The sequence below is a fragment of the Carboxylicivirga sp. genome (genome assembly GCF_982718395.1).
In genome coordinates, this window is sequence record NZ_CEXQWX010000009.1 from 1 (window position 1) to 22336 (window position 22336).

Annotated in this window: 16 protein-coding genes; 8 read left to right on the forward strand and 8 right to left on the reverse strand. The window is 37.8% G+C overall.

Annotation, left to right across the window (positions count from 1 at the left end):
• Positions 1-34: 34 nt before the first annotated feature.
• A complete protein-coding gene (locus AC4MRQ_RS03370) occupies positions 35-235 on the reverse strand; it encodes an HU family DNA-binding protein (RefSeq protein ID WP_491196231.1) in 201 nt (66 codons plus the stop codon).
• Positions 236-493: 258 nt separating this feature from the next.
• On the opposite strand from AC4MRQ_RS03370, the gene AC4MRQ_RS03375 reads away from it, so the two are divergent.
• The 8 genes from AC4MRQ_RS03375 to AC4MRQ_RS03410 all read left to right on the forward strand — a co-directional run bounded on the left by AC4MRQ_RS03375 (position 494) and on the right by AC4MRQ_RS03410 (position 13943).
• Complete coding sequence (locus tag AC4MRQ_RS03375) at positions 494-2395, forward strand: 4Fe-4S binding protein (RefSeq protein WP_491196232.1); 1902 nt, start codon at positions 494-496, stop codon at positions 2393-2395.
• A 133-nt stretch (positions 2396-2528) separates the two neighbouring features.
• Entirely contained in the window at positions 2529-3923 is a 1395-nt protein-coding gene (locus AC4MRQ_RS03380) for a T9SS type A sorting domain-containing protein (protein WP_491196233.1), read from the forward strand.
• Between the two features lie 73 nt (positions 3924-3996).
• A complete protein-coding gene (locus AC4MRQ_RS03385) occupies positions 3997-7062 on the forward strand; it encodes a SusC/RagA family TonB-linked outer membrane protein (RefSeq protein ID WP_491196234.1) in 3066 nt (1021 codons plus the stop codon).
• Positions 7062-8528, forward strand: coding sequence for a RagB/SusD family nutrient uptake outer membrane protein (locus AC4MRQ_RS03390; protein ID WP_491196235.1), 1467 nt, complete (start codon positions 7062-7064; stop codon positions 8526-8528). Before AC4MRQ_RS03385 ends, AC4MRQ_RS03390 begins: the two co-directional genes overlap by 1 nt.
• Positions 8515-9996 carry a hypothetical protein gene (locus AC4MRQ_RS03395; RefSeq protein ID WP_491196236.1) on the forward strand — a complete coding sequence of 494 codons (1482 nt, stop codon included), beginning with the start codon at positions 8515-8517 and terminating at the stop codon, positions 9994-9996. The genes AC4MRQ_RS03390 and AC4MRQ_RS03395 overlap by 14 nt, the downstream gene beginning before the upstream one ends.
• A gap of 80 nt (positions 9997-10076) precedes the next feature.
• The gene (locus AC4MRQ_RS03400) at positions 10077-12509 is read left to right on the forward strand and encodes a zinc-dependent metalloprotease (protein WP_491196237.1); all 2433 of its coding nucleotides are present in this window, start codon (positions 10077-10079) and stop codon (positions 12507-12509) included.
• A 131-nt stretch (positions 12510-12640) separates the two neighbouring features.
• A complete protein-coding gene (locus tag AC4MRQ_RS03405; RefSeq protein ID WP_491196238.1) occupies positions 12641-13357 on the forward strand; it encodes a hypothetical protein in 717 nt (238 codons plus the stop codon).
• A 361-nt stretch (positions 13358-13718) separates the two neighbouring features.
• On the forward strand, positions 13719-13943 hold the full coding sequence (locus AC4MRQ_RS03410) for a hypothetical protein (protein WP_491196239.1): 225 nt from the start codon (positions 13719-13721) through the stop codon (positions 13941-13943).
• 130 nt (positions 13944-14073) lie between these two features.
• On the opposite strand, the gene AC4MRQ_RS03415 is transcribed toward AC4MRQ_RS03410, so the two are convergent.
• The 7 genes from AC4MRQ_RS03415 to AC4MRQ_RS03445 form a co-directional block, all read right to left on the reverse strand.
• Positions 14074-14751: a hypothetical protein gene (locus tag AC4MRQ_RS03415; protein ID WP_491196240.1), complete on the reverse strand. Its 678-nt coding sequence runs from the start codon at positions 14749-14751 to the stop codon at positions 14074-14076.
• 3 nt (positions 14752-14754) lie between these two features.
• Positions 14755-15567, reverse strand: coding sequence for a metallophosphoesterase family protein (locus AC4MRQ_RS03420; protein ID WP_491196241.1), 813 nt, complete (start codon positions 15565-15567; stop codon positions 14755-14757).
• Between the two features lie 292 nt (positions 15568-15859).
• Complete coding sequence (locus AC4MRQ_RS03425) at positions 15860-17770, reverse strand: pyruvate carboxylase subunit B (protein WP_491196242.1); 1911 nt, start codon at positions 17768-17770, stop codon at positions 15860-15862.
• Between the two features lie 77 nt (positions 17771-17847).
• On the reverse strand, positions 17848-18033 hold the full coding sequence (locus AC4MRQ_RS03430) for a hypothetical protein (protein ID WP_491196243.1): 186 nt from the start codon (positions 18031-18033) through the stop codon (positions 17848-17850).
• A gap of 11 nt (positions 18034-18044) precedes the next feature.
• Complete coding sequence (locus AC4MRQ_RS03435) at positions 18045-19601, reverse strand: acyl-CoA carboxylase subunit beta (RefSeq protein ID WP_491196244.1); 1557 nt, start codon at positions 19599-19601, stop codon at positions 18045-18047.
• A 551-nt stretch (positions 19602-20152) separates the two neighbouring features.
• Positions 20153-21268, reverse strand: a complete 1116-nt coding sequence (locus AC4MRQ_RS03440) for an Sb-PDE family phosphodiesterase (protein ID WP_491196245.1) — start codon at positions 21266-21268, stop codon at positions 20153-20155.
• Positions 21269-21274: 6 nt separating this feature from the next.
• Positions 21275-22138, reverse strand: coding sequence for a metallophosphoesterase family protein (locus AC4MRQ_RS03445; protein ID WP_491196246.1), 864 nt, complete (start codon positions 22136-22138; stop codon positions 21275-21277).
• Between the last annotated feature and the right edge of the window lie 198 nt (positions 22139-22336).

Sequence of the window (22336 nt, forward strand, 5' to 3'; positions counted from 1 at the left end):
TCCAAAGAAAATATTCTCTTTTCTCTCTTTGCTTTTACAAAGACAAACTAACGATAGCATCATGATAGGCTTCTATCATTGACATGGCTTCACTTTTTGTTATTCCACTACCGGGTCTTATTATCGCTTCAATTAAATCATCCTGGTTAATGGTTTTTCTTAATACAGGAACAGCATGATAAGCTTTCTTAGTAGTTAAGAGGTTACTCTTAATAAGTTTAAATTTTAAAGTCATAAGTCTTAGTTAAGGTGTTATAAAGTACTATTAAAATAAAACAATTCAGCTAAACATTAATGATTTTGCTAATTTTTGTTGTAAGATGCAATGATGGTTCGCAATTTATAATAACTTGATTATCAAATGATGTGTCGTACCATATTTTTCTAACACCTCCTTTTATAGCCCCATAATATTGTTTGGTTCCGATTTGTTAATAAGAGTTAACACATTTGTTACAGAAATAAATCTCATTCAACAATTAACAAAGAATTAATGACAAGGTTTGTGAAAAAGAATGGTGTACGTACCATAATTCAAATGGCATTATTAGCCGTTGTAATATATTGGTTGATCAGGGTAATTATAAATCCACAACTATTTGTCGATTTTGAGGCATATTGCCCTTTAGGCGGTATACAATCTTTATTTACCTTTTTAAATAATGGAGCATTAGCCTGTTCAATGTCGGGTATGCAACTGGTATTAGGAATTGCTCTGATGGTGGGTGTTTTATTATTCAGCAAGTTGTTTTGCGGGTATCTATGCCCCCTTGGAACAGTTTCAGAGTGGTTTGGTAAGCTGGGGCGCAAACTTAAGATACAAGCGATTATCAACCCAACTACCGATAAACTTCTGAGAGTATTGAAGTATGCTTTACTGGGTATCACATTTTACTTCACATTAGCATCCAATGAACTTTTCTGTAAAGAATATGATCCATTTTATGCCATTGTCAGTCGCTTTGGTGAAGATGTTGTGCCATGGATGGCAATTTCAGCTATCGCAATATTAGCTATTGGTTCAACTATAATACCAATGTTTTGGTGCCGCTACGTTTGTCCTTTAGGTGCTTTTTCAAACCTGTTTAAACATATTTATATTGTACTAACTTTAGTTATTGGTTATGCCATTATTTATGCACTTAAGATTGAAGTAAGTTGGATATACCTGTTAATCATCTTATTTATTGCCGGTTATTTCTTTGAAGTATTACTACCTGAGAAAACAAAAAGCATGCAGATGCTTAAAATAACCCGTAACACACATTCATGTATTGATTGTGGACTTTGTTCAAAGAAGTGCCCACAGGGAATTGATGTTGCATCACTTGAAGTGGTAACGCATGCTGATTGTAACCTTTGTGGTGATTGTCTTGGTGCCTGCCCTGTAGATAATACACTATTGGTTAATAATAAGAACAACTTTCGATGGATGCCGATTCTTGCCCTTGGCGTTTTAGTCATTGGAGGTATTTACCTGGGTAACAAACTTGAAATACCAACTGTGAATATTAAATGGGGTGAGGAACAGGTTGTTGCCAAGGCAAGTACATTCGAATACGAAGGTTTAAAGAACATTAAATGTTATGGAAGTAGTATTTCATTTGTCAATCAAATGAAAACCATTCCCGGCGTTGTTGGAGCTGCCACCTATGTTAATTCACATGCTGTAAAAGTATGGTATGACAGCACTGCCATATCATCCGATGGTGTTAAAAAAGCCTTGTTTACACCAACGCGTGTTCATATTAAAGATGCTCCAGATACGGCCAAGGTGGCCATATTTGAGGCTAAGGTATATAACCTGTTTGACCAGATGGATGTCTTTTATATGGATCAGATACTTCGCAAACGCAAAGATATTTATGCCTTTGAATCGTCTTTTGGTGAACCTGTGAGCCTCAAAGTATACTGCGACTACGACATGGATCCGGAAGACCTGAAACAGAGTATCGAGACAGAAAGTATCCAACTGATTAGTGGTGGTCGTGAATTTGAGCAGGAACTAGAGTTTGAGGTATCGCGAATTAAACGCCTTAAGGTTTATGCTACTGGTTTTGATCTTCGAAAAGGTCTGTTTATGCCATTCAAACGTGCTTTCAATAATCGAAACCAATATAAAAACGATGAATTGGCTTCGTTTGAAATGACTTTTGAAGACTACCCACGCAATAAACAAATGATGCAATACATGATAAATCATGTAGGTAAGGCTAACCAATATGTAGTAGGTATGATTACCTATTTTAAAACGGAACCAACGCTACGCGTGTACTTTGTAAGAGGTAAAACAGAGCCTCAGACTATTGTTGACAAAATCACTGAGGAAAAGCTGTTTATACAATACGACAATGGTGTGACTGAGGAATTAGACAACCCTTATACATTTAAATAAACAACAAAACTTTTAATCACAATTATTAGCAAAATAATACCAATAAATGGTGATTGTCGGCAATAACCATGGATCCTAATTTCGCAAGGCAATTATTACTGACAATCATCATAAACCTTTTAAATATTTAGTTATGAAAAAAATTTACACTTTTTGCTTGATGGCCATAACAACCATTACAATGCAGGCGCAGGTCAATCTAGTTAAGGATATCAATCCAGGTACAGGTAATTCTTCTCCTGCTGGACTTTTTGTATTTGATGGAAAAATCTATTTCGCAGCTGATGATGCAAATGCAGCAGTTGATCATGGAAAAGAACTTTGGGTTTCTGACGGAACCAGTGCTGGAACAGTTTTAGTTAAAGATTTGAATAATTCTAGTTCAAACTCAACACCTGGTAACTTCTTTTCCCTGAATGACAAACTCTATTTTACTGCCTTGACCAAAACATGGATTACTGACGGAACGGAAGGTAATACTGTTGAAGCTCTTGCTTCAGGAATATATTTCCCACAAGGTGACAACAGTCTGGTTTATTATAGCAACACTGTTTCAGGGAATACTTTGTGGTCATACGATGGTACTACTAATGCTGCTGTTGCGGATAACGGTGCAACAGATGAAAAAATTAGTGGGGGTAATTTAATTGTATTTAATAACAAAGTAATGTGTTACATGGAGGCTAATGCAGCGATTGGCATTGAACTTTATGAATATGATCCTGCAACAGGATTATTCACCCTTATAAAAGATATTACAGGAGACGATGGTAATTCGAGTATTAGTAACTTTACAATATTAGGAGGCAAATTATACTTTGAGGCTCTGGGAGGATTATGGGAAACAGATGGAACTACGAATGGTACAGTTGCAATTGCTTCTGCATCGTCCCTTACAGGAGTCAATAACCTATATGCCTGGAATAGCTTATTGTTCTTTGAAGGCGATGATGGAACAAATGGTGACCAATTATATGTTTATAATCCTGCTGATGAAACAACAACAAATATCAGTAATATTTCAGGAACCAATTCAAACCATGATCCTTCTGACTATTGCCCTTACAATGGCTACCTATATTACAGAGGTGAAGATAGTAACGATACTGACGGACACCTTTTCAGAACAGACGGAACAACCATTGCTCAATTAGATTCAAAAGTTAAAGATGTTGATGAAATAGTTGTACTAAATAATATCCTTTACTTTGAAGGTGAAGATGCCAGCGACACAGAAACTACAGGTAATGAATTGTTTAGTTTTGACCCAGCAACTATTCCAACCGCTATTGGTGATGAAGTAAAAGAGAATACTATAATTGTTTTCCCTAACCCTTCATATGGAACAATCAATGTTAATGGCTTAGAAAGTGCACAAGCTGAATACAATATTTACAGCTTAACAGGACAGTGTGTAGCAAAAGGTCTGGTTAATAATAAGCAAATCACATTTAACCAGAAAGGTTTGTATGTATTGCAAATCACTGATGGAACCCAAAGGCTTGTAAAGAAAATATCCGTTAAATAACTAACCCACAATTAGGGAATCGACTGTATTATCGGTCGGTTCTCTTGTTTTCTTTTTCCAAAAAAATCTACACATGCGACTTAAACTCAGTTTACTCTTAATCGGTTTTGTTATGTCCTTGCTGCCTGGATTGGCACAAGTCCGCATAACAGGCAAGGTTATGAGTAAAAGCAACAATACACCTTTGTCTGGCGTCAACATTATTGTAAAATCAACCGGCCTTGGAACTATCACTAATACAAATGGTAACTTCGGACTGGCCGTTAAAGAAGAAGATGTCAATAACCTGGAACTGATATTCTCATTTATTGGACTCGAAACACAAGTGATTCAGGTTAATAACCGGGAATATCTGGAAGTATATATGGAGGAAGCTGTAAACGAATTACAGCAAGTGGTTATTACTTCATCGTATGGTACTAAAAAGCTAAAAGAGGAAGTCGTAGGTAGTATAGAAACAATTCAGTCTAAGGATATTCAGGTTGACCAAGCCTTTGAAAGTGTTGATAAAATGCTTGAAGGTCAGATTGCTGGTGTGAATATTGAAACTGGTTCCGGGGTATTGGAACCAGTAAAGATTCATATTCGGGGACAAGGGAGTTTATCTCCTACTTCTAATGCTGTTCTTGGAACATCCACGCAACCACTAATAATTATAGACGGTGTGATAATGTCTGAAGAAGCAGGCATCGACAGTGATTTTTTCGATGGTAGTGGTACTTTCTCTGAAAATTACACTAATCCGATTGCACAGATTGCCCCGGAAGATATTGAATCCATTAATGTATTAAAAGATGCCGCTGCAGTTAGTATTTACGGTGCAGATGGTTCCAATGGGGTTATTATTATCACCACTAAAAAAGGCAAGGCTGGTCCATTAAAAGTCAATTTATCAGCGCAATCAGGTATATCACAAGCCATCAACCGTATTAAGTATATGAACGGTGAGCAATATAATGCCTTGCGTAATGAATACCTTATTAACACTGGCCAACAGTCGGTGGCATATAATGGAGTTGACACAGATTGGTATGGTCTTCTTAATGAAAATGGATCTTTCAATAAAATCTCACTAAGTGCAAGTGGTGGTAAAAACAAATTTAACTTCAGAGTGGGGCTAAATTATCTAGGCATTGATGAGGCACAGGTGGGCAATAGCTCTAAACAATACCGTGCAAGTACAAGTTTAGGCTACTCAGGAGATCGTTTGAAGGTTGATTTATCTGTTAATCCAAGTTATATATCCAAGACAGCTCCCAACACCTATTATGCGTATGCATTTGTTCCTACATTATCTCCATTCAACGAGGATGAGACATATGCCGATGTAGGCGTATTAGGCATGGGTAATCCCTTGGCTGGTATTGCACAGAACCTTAATGAGACAAAGACTAAAGGCGTAATTACAAGTATTAATATAAATTTCGACCTAACTGACAATTGGTCGGCTTTTACTGCAGCTGGTGTTGATTATAAAGATAAAGAACAAGATCGCTATTTTTCCGGTGCTAACGAAAGTGGTCAATACAATGGTACATTTACGCTGGATGGAGTAAAATACAATAAGTGGGGAAGACGACTAATTAACCTTCGTCAATCAACCAGATGGAATTGGCAGGCGCAAACCATGTATCAGAAGAACATAACTGATAACCACTATTTCGACATAATGGGAGGTATTGAACTTGCCGAAGAAAAAGCTGATCTTGAGTATCACTCAGGAGTTGGTTTTGTCAATCCAGATATTATCAATCCAGTATCTGCTGCAATTAAAGATGATGACCCTAAAACACTTGATGACGACAGATATAAGAATCAAACACATAGGTACGAGATCAATAACAATTCACGTGTTTCGTTCTTTTCACAATTGAATTACGATTTTAAGAAAAAATATTTCCTCTTAGTCAATTTCCGTCGCGATGAAAGTTCTGTATTTGGCGATGAAACCAATGTTGCTTATAATGGTGGGACGGGATTAAGCTGGATCATTAGTAAAGAGCACTTCTTAAGAAATAGCAACTGGCTTGATTTTTTGAGGTTGAGAATAAGTTATGGAACTACCGGAAACTCCCGTATTGGATCGTATAGTTCAAAAGGGATTTATACATTTTCATCTAGTGGTGGATATCTTGGTGTTTCCTATGCCTATCCATCAGACGCACCAAATCCAAACTTAAGTTGGGAGACTAATAAGAAGTTTAACGTTGGGCTCGACATCAATTTGATGACTAGATTGAACCTGACTGTGGAATATTTCTATGATGATATTCATGACATGATCAGCAGTCGTGACGTTCCTGATGCTACAGGCTATAGTTCGGTACAACTCAATAGTATAAACATGTATAACAAAGGGCTTGAAGCTTCGTTAAATACTACACTAATTAAAACCAATGATATTAACTGGACCACATCCTTCAATATTTCTACCTTAAAAAACAAGATATTATCCGTTACTGGTTTTGGAGACACCTATTCTCTTTCTGCGCGCGCAACAGCTATTAAAGTAGGTTCGAGCACATCAACTATCTGGGGTGTCCGGTGGGCTGGTATTGATCCGGCCACAGGCAGAGATTTGGTAAATAAAGATGGCCAAATATATGAAGCATCGTTATATGATGAACTCTTTGACGCAACGGATTGGGAACCTATCGGGAATACACAACCCAACGTTTATGGAGGATTCAATTCCAAATTCACATATAAAAACTTCAATTTTAGTGTTCGTGGTTCATATAAACTTGGTGCAAACAAGCTTGTTGATAAAAATCTTATTTCAAACTACAACATCACTTCAAATCGCAATCTTAGTGTTAATGCCATTGATTATTGGCAACAACCTGGTGATATGGCGTTACTTCCTGCCGTGACATCCTACAGTCCTTTGATCAGTAATCTTGATAAGTTCATCTACGATACATCTCATATTAAAATCAGTAATATCAGTTTGAGTTATAATTTCAAGTTCAGTAACCCAAAATTCTTTATTAAAGATATTCGTCTCATGGCTGATATCTCCAATGTTTGGTATTGGTATAAACATGAAAGCCCCGAAGACCGAAATGGCATTCGTGAGTTTATGTACACCTACCCTGAGTCAAGAACATATACACTAGGCCTAAAAATGAATTTCTAATGAAAAAACTAATTATATATCTGCCAATCATAGTTTTGCTCCTTTCAGCTTGTGACGACTTTCTTGAGCAGGAGCCAGGTACTAAAATCTCATTTACTGAACAATTGAGTTCTTACGAAGGGGTTCAGCAAATAATAAGCGGTATTTACCGGAAATTATACGACATTCATAGTGATGATAAATTAGCTGTATATGCAGATTTATGTGGAGGTAATCTTAAGTTTTCTCCCGATCCTAAAGGCGATGATATAGGAACATTAGGCATTCCACAAATAATCGAAAACATCTATTCGTTTAATGACCAGGCTGATGATTCAGACCTAAAAATCACGTATGAAGATTGCTATGAAGCTATCAACTCAATCAACATTTTACTAGAAAACATTGATGTAGTGCCAGATGCTAGTGAAACCGAAATAGATCAAGTGAAAGCCGAATGTTTTACACTCCGGGCATTTACACATTTTATCTTGATGCGAGTTTATTCCCAGAATTTCTCATTTACACCTGATGCATCACATCCTGGTATCATCTATAATCTTCATACCCAAAAAATTGGCATCGACTTTCCTGAACGCAAGACATGCCAGGAATGCTATAGATTTATGATGGATGATTTAGAGCAGGCATTGCTCCTTTATACTGATAATACCATATTACCCGGCCCATCATATTCTATGTTTAATAGCGTATCTGCAAGGGCACTTGCAGCCCGTGTTGCTCTTTATGCTAACCAATGGCAAAAAGCTTACGATTATGCTAATGATGCCATTGGATTATCGGATGTACATCTTTTAAATACAGACAATTACGTTAGCTCCTGGCAAGAACCTAATGTTCCGGTTTCTGAAATTCTTTTTGAACTTGCAATACCAATTGATAACGAGGGAAATACTCCTCAGTCTAACACTGTCTTTGCTCAATTTGGTTATGATGAAGCACCAAATTATAAGGATTATGTAGCTTCAATGGATCTATTAAACCTTTTTGAGCCCAATGATGTAAGAGGTATGACGATGTTTATTGAAGCTAATATAGCAACTCTGGAACATGAATCACTAATAGACTATCCGTATTATTTCACCTATAAATTTCAGGATAATCCAGGCTACCCGGTACTTAGACTTAGTGAACAATACCTCATTAGGGCCGAAGCTGCAGTTCGACTGGGAGATGTTGAACAAGGACTTAGCGACCTTAACAGTATCAGAATCAATCGTGATGCAACATTGGCCAATGAAGGCAGTGATTTAATTGAAGAAATCTTTATTGAGCGACGCAAAGAATTATGCTTTGAGGGACATTTCTTGTTCGATATTGCCCGCTATCATAAAAATGTGGAACGCATTGATGGTTGTCTGTCCAGCACCTGTAACTTATCCTATCCATCAAATTACTTTGTTTTACCTATTCCTGATGGTAATCTGGAATTAAACTCAAATCTGATACAAAATGAAGGTTATTAAGCATATATTACTTACACTTGGCATCATATTTATAATGGCCGCTTGCTCCGATGAAGAATTTATTGGCGTAACTTTATATAATGGACCGGCTTTTGTCAGGTTTCATCTCATATTAGACAGTGATAGTGTGCCTTACGAAAACTACATCCGCAATGATAAAATAGCCACTGAAGCATACACGCACAAATCTTTACGCACAATTAAGGTGCCCGTATTGTTAACCAGCTCCAATATTGAGAATAACATTACAGTGCAATATAGTGTAACAAAAGAAGGTGATTTCTCTGATTATGAAATAATGCCCTCCAATGGATTGGTATTTAAAGATAGTCAACTATCAGATACTATTAAGATTTTATTTAATAAGCGCTGGCAAAACGAAAAGCCAACCAAGCTAACTCTTAAGCTTGAAAGTTCTGATGATGAATCAGTCTATATTGGTAATCTTAATGACTCCATGGCAAATAAACAGCTTGATATTTCTTTGGGTGAGATAAGCACAACTGCATCTTTCAATACAAACCGCATAGAAATTGAAGGTATTAAAGGTGAAACCTTTGATTTCTCCATTGATTTTGCCAAAGGTATGACTATTGATGAAATCGAAAACCTGGAGTTATTTGAAGCAACTAATAGTTTTCTATATTCATTAATCCGTCAACCTATTAATAAGGGCGATGTTAAAATAAACTATAGTTGTACTTTGCTTGAGAATATTAATTTAGACGATGTCTTTTTTGAAAGCCTTCTTGTATTACGAGAAGACAATAATTACATCCCCATTGGTAACACAGTTTTACAAATTGTGAAACCAATAAAAGTAGAGCGTGATAAAAACGCATCTCCGGCTTCTCATTTTTACAACCTGAACGATCCATATTATCGAACTTATATGGAAATGTGGTTTTATGATGAAGGAGACGCTGTAAGCGAATGGAAATATTCAAGTCAGTTTACCTATCCTGTAATTGTTGATGCAGGTGATCCTAATGGTGTCTTGTACTCAGATGGCGAAACTACTGATCCATCAGATGATGTCTATCACCACGCCTTTAAAGTGCGTTTTGATTCACCAAATGCCGGGCGAACAACTAACTCTTTTGGTTTAAAAGGCATCTTCAACAATGAATATACCGACTCAGATAAGTCGCCAGGTTTTAATATTGCAGAGGCACTTGAATTTTACCCTAAGAATGGCAATAATCCAGAAGAAGGAACAGTCTTAGTCATATCGCAATTTTTAACCATCTCAAGCAAAGATGATAAGCAATATATAATTGGTATTAAGGGTAGTGGAAATTACTTTAAGGTTTCAGATGATCTGTGGGAAATAGTATTAACTGTTGAATTTACAAATGATGAGCTTTGGGGCGGAACACAAACGATCCATTATCATATGTACAACAGCAAAAATTATCAGGAACCAGATCTATTAGACTTTGAAGGTGTAAAACCTGTAAATTTATAATAACATTATTAAAAGGCAGCCTTCAGTAACTATCGTCCATTCTACATCAACTGAAGACTGCTATAATTAAAGAATAAAGAATGAAACTTTTAATTCACAGACTCATTATATTAGCGCTATTTTTAGGCGTTGTAAGCATCGAACACTCTAAAGCAGCAGAAGATGAGAAGAGTAGTAGACAAGGCAAAATAAAACATTACGATAAGATCATTACAGATGACTTTTCCACGCAGTCTGGGATGCTTACGGTTCATAAAAGTGAGGATAAACTGTACTTTGAGATACCGGAATCTTTCTTTATGCGCGAGTTTTTAATGGCTTCATACATTGCCAAAGTAAGCAATCCAAGTAAAGCTTATGCCGGTGAGTTACGCAATAATCCAATGGTTTTTCAGTTTTCGCACGATGAGAATAATGTTTATTTGCTGGTTCCCAATGTAAAAGAAGTATTAGGTGAAAATAGCGAAGATATTAAGTATGCTTTTGAACGAAACTACCTGATTCCTGTTGTCGAAACCTTTCCAATTAAAGCCATTGGCGAGAATAATAATTTGGTAATCGATGTGACTGATTTCTTTGCTAAAGAATTACCAATCATCACGCCTTTTGCCAGTAAAGGAAAGCCTGGCACAATAGAAAAAGAGTCGTCTTACCTGGCAAAAGTGCAGGTATTTGAAAATAACATTGAACTACAATCGTACTTCAACTTTAGCACTAAGAAAATGCCATATCGTGCAATGGTCAACCGTTCATTGGTGCTATTGCCAAAGGAACCAATGATGCCACGCTTGTATAGCCGACGTATCAATTATTTTTCGAGCAGCAAGCGTTATTACGAAGATAATGGCTCAACATCACGCAGTGAAAAATACATCCATCGCTACCGCCTGGAACCAAAAGAAGAAGATATTAATGCCTACCTGGCCGGACAGCTGGTGGAGCCTAAAAAACCAATTATCGTATACATTGATAATGGGATGCCTAAGCGATGGCAAAAATATGTGAAGCAAGGTATTGAAGACTGGCAGCTTGCTTTTGAAGCCATTGGTTTTAAAAATGCGATTATGGCACAGGTCTTTCCTGATGATCCGGAATTTAACCCGGACAACTTAAATAATACTTGTTTCCGCTATATTCCAAATACGACCATTAATGCCATGGGTAAGCGATGGATTGATCCTCGTTCGGGTGAAATCATTAAAGGGGATATTATCTGGTATGGCGATGTGATCCAGAAGTTACACGACTGGCGCCTGGTACAGTGTGCGCAAGTGGAAGAAGAAGCCCGCCAAAAAGTTTTTTCGGATGAATTAATGGGACGCCTGATTCGTTATGCCTCGGCTCACGAAATGGGACACACCCTGGGTTTCCAACACAATATGCGGGCCTCGTATGCATATCCGGTTGACTCATTACGCTCCGTCAGCTTTACTCAAAAATATGGTACCACACCATCGATTATGGATTATGCACGTTACAATTATATTGCCCAACCGGAAGATAAAGGTGTTGAACTAACTCCTCCTCCACTGGGTGTTTTTGACATCTTTGCCATTAAATATGGTTATCAATGGTTGCCTGATGTTACAAAACCAAGCGACGAGTATGAAACACTTAATCGGTGGTTCTTAGAAAAGGCAGATGATCCAATGTACCGCTTTACACCACAATTTGCCATGGGTATTTCCGGCGATCCGGCCGCCCAGGCGGAAGCGCTTGGTGATGATGCTGTAAAAGCTGGTACCTATGGTATGAAAAACCTGAAGTATATTATGAATCACCTGACAGAATGGTGTACAGAACCAAACAAGGAATACGAATACCTTCGTCAGATATATAAAGAGGTAACTAAGCAATATAGTCGCTATCTGGAACACAACATGTCATATATTGGTGGTGCTTATCAGTATTTTGGTGTTGAAGGTGAAGATATTCCATTGTTTACACCTGTATCAAAAGCCAAGCAGGAAGAAGCTATTGCATGGGTGGTGAATGAGTTGGCCAATAGTGAGTGGTTGATGAATAAAGGCGTTGAAGATCGCCTAGGTTCATTGCGCAACGACTATTACAAGCAAATTGTAGAAGCCTTTGATAAAATGATGAGTGGTTTCTTCTTTCAGCGTATTGAAACCAATCGTCCTGCTTATTCTTCTGAAGAGTACCTGAACCATATAAGCGAGTTGATCTGGAGCTTTAGTAATGATGGTCAGTTGACAGATATTGAAAAGGTGTTACAGCAGGCTTATGTGCATAATCTTATCAGCATGAGCTATTCATCGAAGCACCACATGAAAAAGGCAGTTGAATCGAAAAAGTTGTTTGGTGATCATATCAATCAGGAGGATGCACTAACGACTGGCAATGCGGCAAAAATTAATTATGTGGATCATTTTATTCTAATGACTTCATTAACTGAGCTTGAAAAAGCCGAGAAGATCGTTAAAAAGAACATGAAAGGTACTGATAAATCACATTACGCTCTGCTTTATAAAATAATAACAACAAATAAATAGGTTAATCAATAAATAAGGATTGCATCTATCATCCAACATACTAATACAGATGCGGTCCTTTTCTCAGGCATTTGCAAATTGCCTTGCACCGAATGTCTTTGCATTCTAATACCCTTTAAAATTCTAACGCTATGTTTCAATATTTTATGAGCACCATGCTGATAGGTGCTATGTTATCCATATCTGCCAATCTTTCATCACAAACGTTTTATGCCAAAGACCAGGTAACAGCAGAAAATCTAAAAACGACAGACTGGTTCTCGTTGAATTATCAGTATCTCGACAATGATTATAATGTAATTATGGATTCGATCACCTATCAGAATGCATTGGTTAAATATAACTTACCTGGCTTATTAATGAATTCTTATACTGACTCTGTTGCCGTGGCTATGATCAGTGAATTTGATGATTGGGATATTGCCAATGTGGCCATCACCAAAGTAGGTTATTCATGGACAAAGATGAGTTATTACCTTTGGCTGACACCTGAAGAAACGAAGCAGGCTGCAGCTGAATACAACTTCAGACATGCCTATTTATTCAGGCAATATATCAGCCGGGAAGAAAATAACAATGAGAATGTAATAAAACTACTGGATGGTATCAAATCAATGCTCGACGCGAATAACCTAACAGAATATAATACTGATTCCAGAACTGAATTTCTGAGTTATGCCTTTAAGCACAATCCTGATAAAATAACTTTTTATACACAGAAAAGAGCCAAAAAGAAACACTTGATGCAACAATATAAAGAACGCCATAGTGCTATTGACCGAATGAAAATTGGTGTTGGCTGCAGCGAAGCAGATTGTTGTCAGAAGATAAGCAGTACCATGCCTTAATTACCTTTGCTACTTGCGCCTCAAATTGCTCCGTAATACCTGTATATAATTTGCTTGAAAATGGATATAGTAGCGCTTATTATGTCATACGATTATCAATACCTCAATGCTGATTTTAATATTAATATTGAATCAGAAACGTATCGGAAAACCACAAAGAAATATTAGTTAAGCCTTGAAAAAGTTTATAAGGATTCACTTAATGTGGCTTTTAATGGCTGAATTTAATGATTGGGACAAAGCACATATTGCAAAATTAAGAATCTCATACTCCTGGTTTCGTCTAGGATACCATACCTGACAAAGTCCAAAGGATGCCGAAGCGTTTGCTTCTCAATTTGATATTGCTCATCCCTGGCGCATGCGCGAATTCTTAATTGATGAGGATAACACTGATCCTGTTATTGGTAAATTTATTAAAAGCTTACAATCCAAAGTTGAAAATGAAATAGGAAATACAAATCTAGATAACTTATGCCGGGATGAACTATTAAATAAAGCCTTACAGTGCAACCCTGAACGCATCAAAGATATTAAGATACGACAAGAAAAAGTACAGCGAATGCACCAAAATAAAGCCCGTTAACTGTGTATATAACAAATCTTGTCGAACCTAATTGTCGTCTTAAAATTAGGAAAGGCCGGATTTCGTTGAATCCGGCCTTATTGACTAATTATGAGCTATAGATAGCTTAGCCATCTATGAAAAGAAATGTTTATTTCAGGTAAAACGTTACACCAACTGCCAAAGACATCGCCATATGTGGCTTAACGTACTTCGTCCGGATGGCTTCCAACAGGTAAGCATCAAAAGCTGAGATTTCAGAATAGACACCAAATCCTTTAAAATACCTGCTGTTAATGTCGAAGAATAACTCACCACCAACGAAAGGTGCAAAATGAATCTTGTTCTGGAAATAGTAATCCTTGGGGTAATAATCTGGCAGACGCTTGAAAGTGTTATTGGTATTACCCCAGTTTATCGACATGCCTCCATAAGGTCTGAAATAATCGAACAGTGGCTCCCTGGTAAAGTAGAAACTATTCTTTAGTGAAATACTGACCACACTGTTTTTACTTCCTCCAAAATTTTCACTCAGATAACCAAAAAACAGTGCCGGCTGATACACCTTACCAATGGCATATCCAAATCCAATGGACATAAAGCCAATGCTACCGGCATATTGCAGTTTATACTGACCAGGTATAAACCAGCGATGTTTATAGGCCACGGTATCATTTTTAATAACAACTGTTCTGGTTTTATATGCATTCTGCAACGGCTTGGGTAATACTTCAGTTGTATCCTTTTCCTGCGCCATCAGACCTACAATTTGTAGTTGACTTGCAATTAAAACAAGACTAATTAACCAATATCTCACTTGTCTTCTCACTTCTTAATATTCTATTCTTTCAACCTCTATTGAATCATTACTGATGTCTAGTATGATCAACTCATTTCGAATAGGTGCCGGCACCATTAAATAATTAACATCACCATATGGTTGCCAATAGTCATAGCTATGCCCGTGACCATGCACCGATAGACTGATATCATGTTTAAGCATTAGTTGATCGTACAAATACTCATTACCAATGGTAAATTGCGGATCCCATGGTGGAATATGTGCAAAAGGTATCACGTATTCATAATCCTGATCATTAACCAATGCCTTGTCAAACCACTCAAAATCAGGATCTGAAACTTTCTTTTCCCAAACGATATCATCAAAAAAGACAAATTTCACATCCTTGTATTCAAAGAAGAAGTTAGACTCTCCAAACATTTCCGTATAGATATCATAGCCATTACCCAAACAATCGTGATTTCCGATAATCGTAATCACAGGTATATTAATTTTATTCATGATATCACTATACCAATCAAACTCACGTGCATTTGCACTTAGCGTGATATCTCCCAAGTGTATAATAAAATCCATATCATCCCTTGAGTTGATATATTTTACCTGGTTTTCAAATTCATCGTAGTAGGTATGTGAATCGGCAATCAATCCAACTCTAAATGGCTTGAACTCTTCTTTTGCAACAGGCAACAGTTTATTGTACTGCGTGATATTTTGCTTCTTCCACTTCGATTTAACGATGTTCTGGTAAGGACTGTATTCGATTATTTCATCACATGATGAAAATAATAAAGCAACAGCGAGGCTTATAATAATTAAGCGATATGGATTCGGGTTCATCATCTATTAGGTTAACACCAATATATTCAATCTGGTTTAGGTTGATTAATTATACTGTAAAGTTACTATAGACTTGTACCGCCTGGCAATTAATGATAATGAAGGACTAAAAGAAACACCTGAAACATCTCTTCTCAGGTATGAAGTGAAAAGTTGATTAGTAATAACACTTATTCAATTGAAAAATCTTCGATATTGGGTTTTGAACTTGCTAAGCAAATTCTACAAATTCCCATAAAAAAGGCAAGCCTTACGGCCTGCCTTCATTTTTGGAGTATATTGTACTTGGTTTTAGTTACTCATTTGGTTCGATCACCATCAGTACATCACCTTTGGCAACTGAATCACCTGAATCAAATTTGATTTCCTTAACAACACCATCAACTGCTGAGTCAAGGTTATTCATCATCTTCATGGCTTCTAATACAACAACTGTATCACCGGCTTTTACTTCATCTCCCGCTTTTACCTTGAACTCAACGATCATTCCCGGGATTGGAGCTACCAGGCTACCAGTTGCTTCAACTTCTTTGGCACCACCTTTAGCACGACGTGCGCGAGGGGCAGCTCCTCCTACGGCATTAGGATCATTAATCTCAACAGTAAATACTTCACCGTCTACTTTAACTTCCAATTCACGCGTAGCACCAGAACCACCTTTTGATGTTAACTCGCCAGATAAAGCTTTGCGCACCAACTCTTCTTCTTTCTCAACCTGCTCCATAGTCTTCGCTTTGAATTCAGCAGGAACTTCTTCCTTACCATATTTCCATTTCAGGAAGCGCTTACCTGTTACAGGGTATAGAGCACATAATACCTCATCATCAATATCCTGAGCTAAACCTGAGAATTCTTCTTTCACCTGATCCAATTCAGGTTCAAGGATCGAACCAGGACGGGCTGTAATAGGCTCTTCACCGCGTGGGTAATCTTTCAGGGCTTTCTTCTGAACTTCAGGATTGATCGGATCAGTAGTTTTACCATATAAACCGTAACAAAGGTCCTTTACCTCTTTAGTGATCTGAGCGTACTCACCTTCGTAAGAATCAAACAATACATTGTTTACTGTTTGTACACCAACAATCTGAGAAGTAGGCGTTACCAAAGGAATGTTACCAAGATCCTTACGTACTTTAGGTAATAAACGGAATACTTCAGGTAATTTATCCAAAGCATCCATTGCCTTCAACTGGTTAACCAGATTAGATAACATACCACCCGGTGTTTGGTGAAGCAATACGTTAATATCAGTAGTAGCGTACTTCGGATTGTTATCTAAGTGCTTGTACTTAGGTATGTATTTCTCCATCTCATCAGAGATAGCAGTAATTTTGTTGATGTCCATACCAGAGTCGCGGTTAGTACCTAACAACGACATGATGATTGGCTCAACAGCGGCATGTGAAGTACGATAAGCGTATGGCCCGATACACGTATCAACAATATCAACACCAGCTTCAATCGCTTTGAAGATAGCTAGGTCACCCATACCAGAAGTAAAGTGAGTATGAAGGTTGATAGGCGTATCAGTGAATTTCTTGATTTCGCGAACCAGGTTATAAATATCGTAAGGTGCAATTAATCCAGCCATATCTTTGATACAGATAGAGTCAACACCAAACTTAATTAAATCTTTTACCTTGTTGATGTAGTATTCCATGTTGTACACCTCACCACCCAAACGAGGCTGGTTCAAAGTATAACATACTACACCCTGGAAATGCTTGCCATTGTCCTTGATTACTTTAGCTGCAGTTTCGAAGTTACGGTAATCGTTCAAAGCATCGAAACAACGGAAAATATCCATACCATTATCAATGGCGCGCTGAACAAATGCCTGCACCACATCATCGGCATAGTTACGGTAACCTACTACATTCTGTCCGCGAAGTAACATCGAGAATGGAGTTTTAGGCATGTGCTTCTTCAACGTACGTAAACGCTCCCATGGATCCTCAGCCAGGAATCGGTGCATGGTATCAAAAGTAGCACCACCCCATGTTTCAACAGCGTTGTAACCTGCGTTGTCGATCATCTCAGCAACCGGCAACATATCTTCAGTACGACCACGTGTCGCGAATAATGACTGGTGTCCGTCACGTAAACTTACGTCGTTAATTTTAATTGGATTGGCTGCCTTTGGACGGTCAGCGCCAAACTCTAGTGGAGCCATTTCTAATGCTCCGTGCTTATCGAAATTCATCATTTTTAGTGTTTAATGGTTAATGATTAGTGTTTAATAGCCTTTGAACTAATCACTAATCGTTAATCTCTAATCATTAATTAAGCGCGAGAACGTAATAAACGACCACGACGTTGTACCATTGCACGGTTACTCATGATCACCTCTTTACCGGCAGCTTTCCATGAGTTTACAGCTTTTATTTCGTTGTTTTTAGCTGCTTCCTGCTCCAGGTAATAAGCTACTGCGATCATTGCCGCTCTTCTTCTTTTTTCTCTTGCTGTCATCGTACTAATTTTTACAATGGAATGTTTCCGTGCTTTTTAGGAGGTAATACCTCAGTCTTAGTCGACATAACTTCCATAGCGTCGATCAGGCGCTGCCTTGTTTCGCTTGGCAGGATAACATCATCAATATAACCGCGCTTAGCTGCTAAATAAGGTACATTGAAGGCCTCTTCGTACTCGTTGATTTTAGCATCTGTCATTGCCTGACGATCTTCAGCTTCGCTAATTTGCTTACGGTAAGTCGAAATAACCTCAACAGCACCCTTCGCTCCCATTACTGCAATCTCAGCCGATGGCCATGCGAATACCATATCTGCTCCAAGTGGCTTAGAACACATTGCTAAGTAAGCACCACCGTAGTCTTTACGCGTAACAACAGTAAACTTAGGCACAGTAGCTTCGGCGTATGACCACAATAATTTTGCGCCGTGACGAATGATACCATCCCACTCCTGCTGAACACCTGGTAAATAACCCGGTACGTCAACAAATGTGATCATTGGAATATTGTAAGCGTCACAAGTACGTACAAAGCGTGAAATCTTATCAGAAGCATCGATATCTAAACATCCGGCCTGAATCATTGGCTGGTTAGCAATGATACCTACCGAACGATTGTTTAAGTGACCGAAACCAACAATAGCGTTTTCAGCATAGTGCTCGTGCACCTGCATAAACTCACCATTATCTAGTACCGACTCAATAACATCCACCATGTTATATGGTGTTTTAGGATCATCTGGTATAATTGTATCCAACTCTTCACACTGACGGGTTGGGTCATCACCCATAGGAATCTGTGGAGCCTCTTCAAGATTGTTATTTGGTAAGAACTCTAACAACTCTTTGATGGCATCAATTGTATCTTCGTCGCTATCGCAGGCAAAATGAGCATTACCACTCTTGGTATTGTGAACCATTGCTCCACCAAGATCTTCTAAAGTAGTTTCCTCACCTGTTACAGTCTTAATTACGTTAGGACCTGTAATAAACATGTGACTCTTTTTCTTTACCATAAAGATAAAGTCAGTCATAGCTGGAGAATATACAGCACCACCGGCACAAGGACCCATGATAGCCGAAATCTGTGGAATAACGCCCGACGCACGTGAGTTACGCATAAAAATCTCACCGTAACCTTTTAAGGCATCAACACCCTCTTCAACACGAGCACCACCTGAATCATTTAATCCAACAACAGGCGCACCTGCTTTAACCGCTAAGTCCATAATTTTACAAATCTTAGCAGCGTGCATTTCCCCCAGTGAACCACCGCGTGAAGTAAAATCTTGTGAATAAGCAAAAACAGGACGACTGTTAACTAAACCGTGACCGATAATGACACCGTCAGAAGGAATGTCAATTTTTTCAAGTCCGAAGTTAACCGAGCGGTGCTCAACAAACATGTCTACCTCCCTAAAACTACCTTCATCAAAAAGATGGTCTAAACGCTCTCGAGCTGAAAGTTTGCCCTTTTCGTGATGTTTAGCCACACGTGCTTCTCCACCCATTTTCTGGACTTCCTCACGCTTCTTTTTAAGTAGCTCAATCTTCTCAGATACTTTCATAAATACAGATACTTTACAATTACACCAAAAATTCTTTAATTGTCTTTTATGCTGCCAAAATTATACACTACAACTGAGATGTCATCTAATTAAATGTTAAAAAAATGAAAATTCCTGAATTATTTCTTTAATTAAAAGATTAACACTTGATTTCATCGAATAATTTACGATATAAGTTCTATGCAAATTACTTACTTTCAATTTAAAAGCAACAACCTGAAAGTGATTAAAATCTGAATTATACCAAAATCCTTTTCTGACACGATAATTCGTGTACATCTTAACACTAAAGTTGATACATGTTAATATTAACACGGTGCGATTTGGTTAATCACTTTAATATAACCTGCCTGGCAAATTATAGCAACACTTGTTACTGAATTAATGAGTTCCGTGAGTTATAAACTCATCATATTAAGGCAATGTTGAAATCTGGTCATCAGTAAAAACAAATAAAGCTCAAGGATTTTCAATCATACAATCCTTGAGCTTTTTATCGATATTTCACTAAACCTTATTTCTAATCAGATATAAGGAAAACAGTTAAAAACTTACTGTATTACATTAATTTCGACCTTTAATACACTTTGAGTTCCCGTATAGAAATTAGCAACTTCATATGGTAACACAGCTTTGCCATTCAATAACTCACATTTCATAATTACTGAAGAACCAGGCATCACTTTAACTTCTTTTGGTGCTCCAGCCGCGGGCTTAGTGTTTTTTAAATGAATCATTAAATCTGTGTGGTTTACCAATTCAAAGGCAGCAATTTCTTCTGTGATACGAAATGGTTTCTTAACCTCTAAAGCAGCTTCAAACAACTTCCTTAATAAATCTTCCGGCCCAGCTAATCGATTGGCAAACCAAGCTACAGTTTGTTTGTCAAACATGGCTTCTTTAAGTCCGCTCAAGGAACATTCCTTAGCAAATATCAAGGTCATTGGACGATGGTATTTGTTATAGTCGAATCGATGCGAAGCCACCATATGAATATCACTGTTTCCGACAAAAGCCAATTGACGCTCCTTGCACCAGTCAAAAGCTACAGGATAATATTCATCCCAATTGAATACCTCAATGGCATGCAACCATCCATTGTTGTAAATCTCTTCGTGAACATCCATCCACTTGCACGTATCAGGTTGCTGTGCACGCCATCCCGGATGATTCCAGATAACAAATCCCCCCTGCTTGTTAGCCTCTTCAATAGCTTTCATATAGCTTTTTTGTTCAAGCTTTGTGACATCATCCAAAAAAAGTGCATTGAGGTGACCCGGAGGCATTTCCCTGGTTATTTCACCAGCTTTGACCAATAAAATATTTAATCTCTCTGCTTCCGGTAAAGCTATTTTATACGCCGAATTCTGATCACCACCAACAAATTGTTTACTTGGTTGACGTTCGATATGATCCGTAATGGCAATGGCATCCAGCCCTTCATAGTAAGCCTCATGCACTCTCACTGTCGGCCATACATCTCCATCTGAGAAAATGGTGTGGATATGAAAATCACCTTTCAGCAATTCATACCCTTCAATTTCCGGAAGTTTTATCTCCTTACGATTTAATTGAGTCAGGTTATCTGTTTTTACAACATTTAATGACTGTGCGGCCAGGCTTGCTCCGGCCAGACAAAATAATACGCTTGATATAATTCGATTCATCGTTATTTATTTTACACTCCATCCATAATCAACATACTCCCAGGAAATATTGTCTGTTTCATCAACATCCACTTTCAGGAAACCTTCTTCGGTACCATGGTAAGCTCCTCCCCACCATGACGCACAAACTGCACCAGCAGTAATAAACTGCGTATTTAATACTTTTATTTCTTCGTATAAATGCTGGTGCCCTTGAAGAACCAGTTTCAGATTATGTCCTTTAAATAAGTCCCATATTTCCTTAAAGTTGCTAAAGGTATCGGCATGTGTATATTTACCCTGTAAAGCTGGATAATACACAGTCAGGAACGGAACGTGTACAACCACTACGATTGGAGTATTGGGTTTAACACGACTGAGGTCATCCACCAGCCACGTTTTCTGAATACTGTCGACCACTGAGTTGGCCGTATTTAAAACGATAAAGTGCCAGTCCTTTTTATCGAATGAATAATAACTTTTGTGCTCCATGTACGATTCGAACAATCCTTCGTTAAAGAGTTGATCATCCTTACCTACAGCCCAGTAACGATCATGATTACCAATAGCCGGATAAACAGGTATCGGTGAATCTTTTACAATACCAGCGAATCGGCTGTAAATTTTATGAGCCGTTACTGAGTCTTCTTCGAGCACATCGATATCACAGTTGTCTCCACCGGTCATGATAAAATCAACACCAAGTTCATCAGCCTTTTGAAAGGCTTGCTGCAGACCATTAAAACAATTATTATCACCCATATTAACATGGATATCCGTCAGGAAAGCAAAGCTCAGCTTTTCCTTTTTAACTTCATTCACAGAAGCATTTTTACACCCTGAAAATCCAAGGACTAACAGGACAAATAAGTAAGCGATTGAGTTTTTCATTGATTGATTTATTAATTTATAAAGGTTTATCTCGTCCTTAAATAACACACATATTATTGACCTGAATACTTACCTTATTTTGGCATTCAGATTAATTTATCCTTTCGTACACATGCGATTACTTTAAAAACCATCTTCATTAACTTATTATTGTCTCCGAAGATGGTTTCGAATTATTGCGAGAAAATTATTAAAAAA

Excerpts from the sequence above, each read along its gene's own strand:
- AC4MRQ_RS03370 (WP_491196231.1), bottom strand. The coding sequence starts at position 235 with ATGACTTTAAAATTTAAACTTATTAAGAGTAACCTCTTAACTACTAAG.
- AC4MRQ_RS03375 (WP_491196232.1), top strand. The coding sequence starts at position 494 with ATGACAAGGTTTGTGAAAAAGAATGGTGTACGTACCATAATTCAAATG.
- AC4MRQ_RS03380 (WP_491196233.1), top strand. The coding sequence starts at position 2,529 with ATGAAAAAAATTTACACTTTTTGCTTGATGGCCATAACAACCATTACA.
- AC4MRQ_RS03385 (WP_491196234.1), top strand. The coding sequence starts at position 3,997 with ATGCGACTTAAACTCAGTTTACTCTTAATCGGTTTTGTTATGTCCTTG.
- AC4MRQ_RS03390 (WP_491196235.1), top strand. The coding sequence starts at position 7,062 with ATGAAAAAACTAATTATATATCTGCCAATCATAGTTTTGCTCCTTTCA.
- AC4MRQ_RS03395 (WP_491196236.1), top strand. The coding sequence starts at position 8,515 with ATGAAGGTTATTAAGCATATATTACTTACACTTGGCATCATATTTATA.
- AC4MRQ_RS03400 (WP_491196237.1), top strand. The coding sequence starts at position 10,077 with ATGAAACTTTTAATTCACAGACTCATTATATTAGCGCTATTTTTAGGC.
- AC4MRQ_RS03405 (WP_491196238.1), top strand. The coding sequence starts at position 12,641 with ATGTTTCAATATTTTATGAGCACCATGCTGATAGGTGCTATGTTATCC.
- AC4MRQ_RS03410 (WP_491196239.1), top strand. The coding sequence starts at position 13,719 with ATGCGCGAATTCTTAATTGATGAGGATAACACTGATCCTGTTATTGGT.
- AC4MRQ_RS03420 (WP_491196241.1), bottom strand. The coding sequence starts at position 15,567 with ATGATGAACCCGAATCCATATCGCTTAATTATTATAAGCCTCGCTGTT.
- AC4MRQ_RS03425 (WP_491196242.1), bottom strand. The coding sequence starts at position 17,770 with ATGATGAATTTCGATAAGCACGGAGCATTAGAAATGGCTCCACTAGAG.
- AC4MRQ_RS03430 (WP_491196243.1), bottom strand. The coding sequence starts at position 18,033 with ATGACAGCAAGAGAAAAAAGAAGAAGAGCGGCAATGATCGCAGTAGCT.
- AC4MRQ_RS03435 (WP_491196244.1), bottom strand. The coding sequence starts at position 19,601 with ATGAAAGTATCTGAGAAGATTGAGCTACTTAAAAAGAAGCGTGAGGAA.
- AC4MRQ_RS03440 (WP_491196245.1), bottom strand. The coding sequence starts at position 21,268 with ATGAATCGAATTATATCAAGCGTATTATTTTGTCTGGCCGGAGCAAGC.
- AC4MRQ_RS03445 (WP_491196246.1), bottom strand. The coding sequence starts at position 22,138 with ATGAAAAACTCAATCGCTTACTTATTTGTCCTGTTAGTCCTTGGATTT.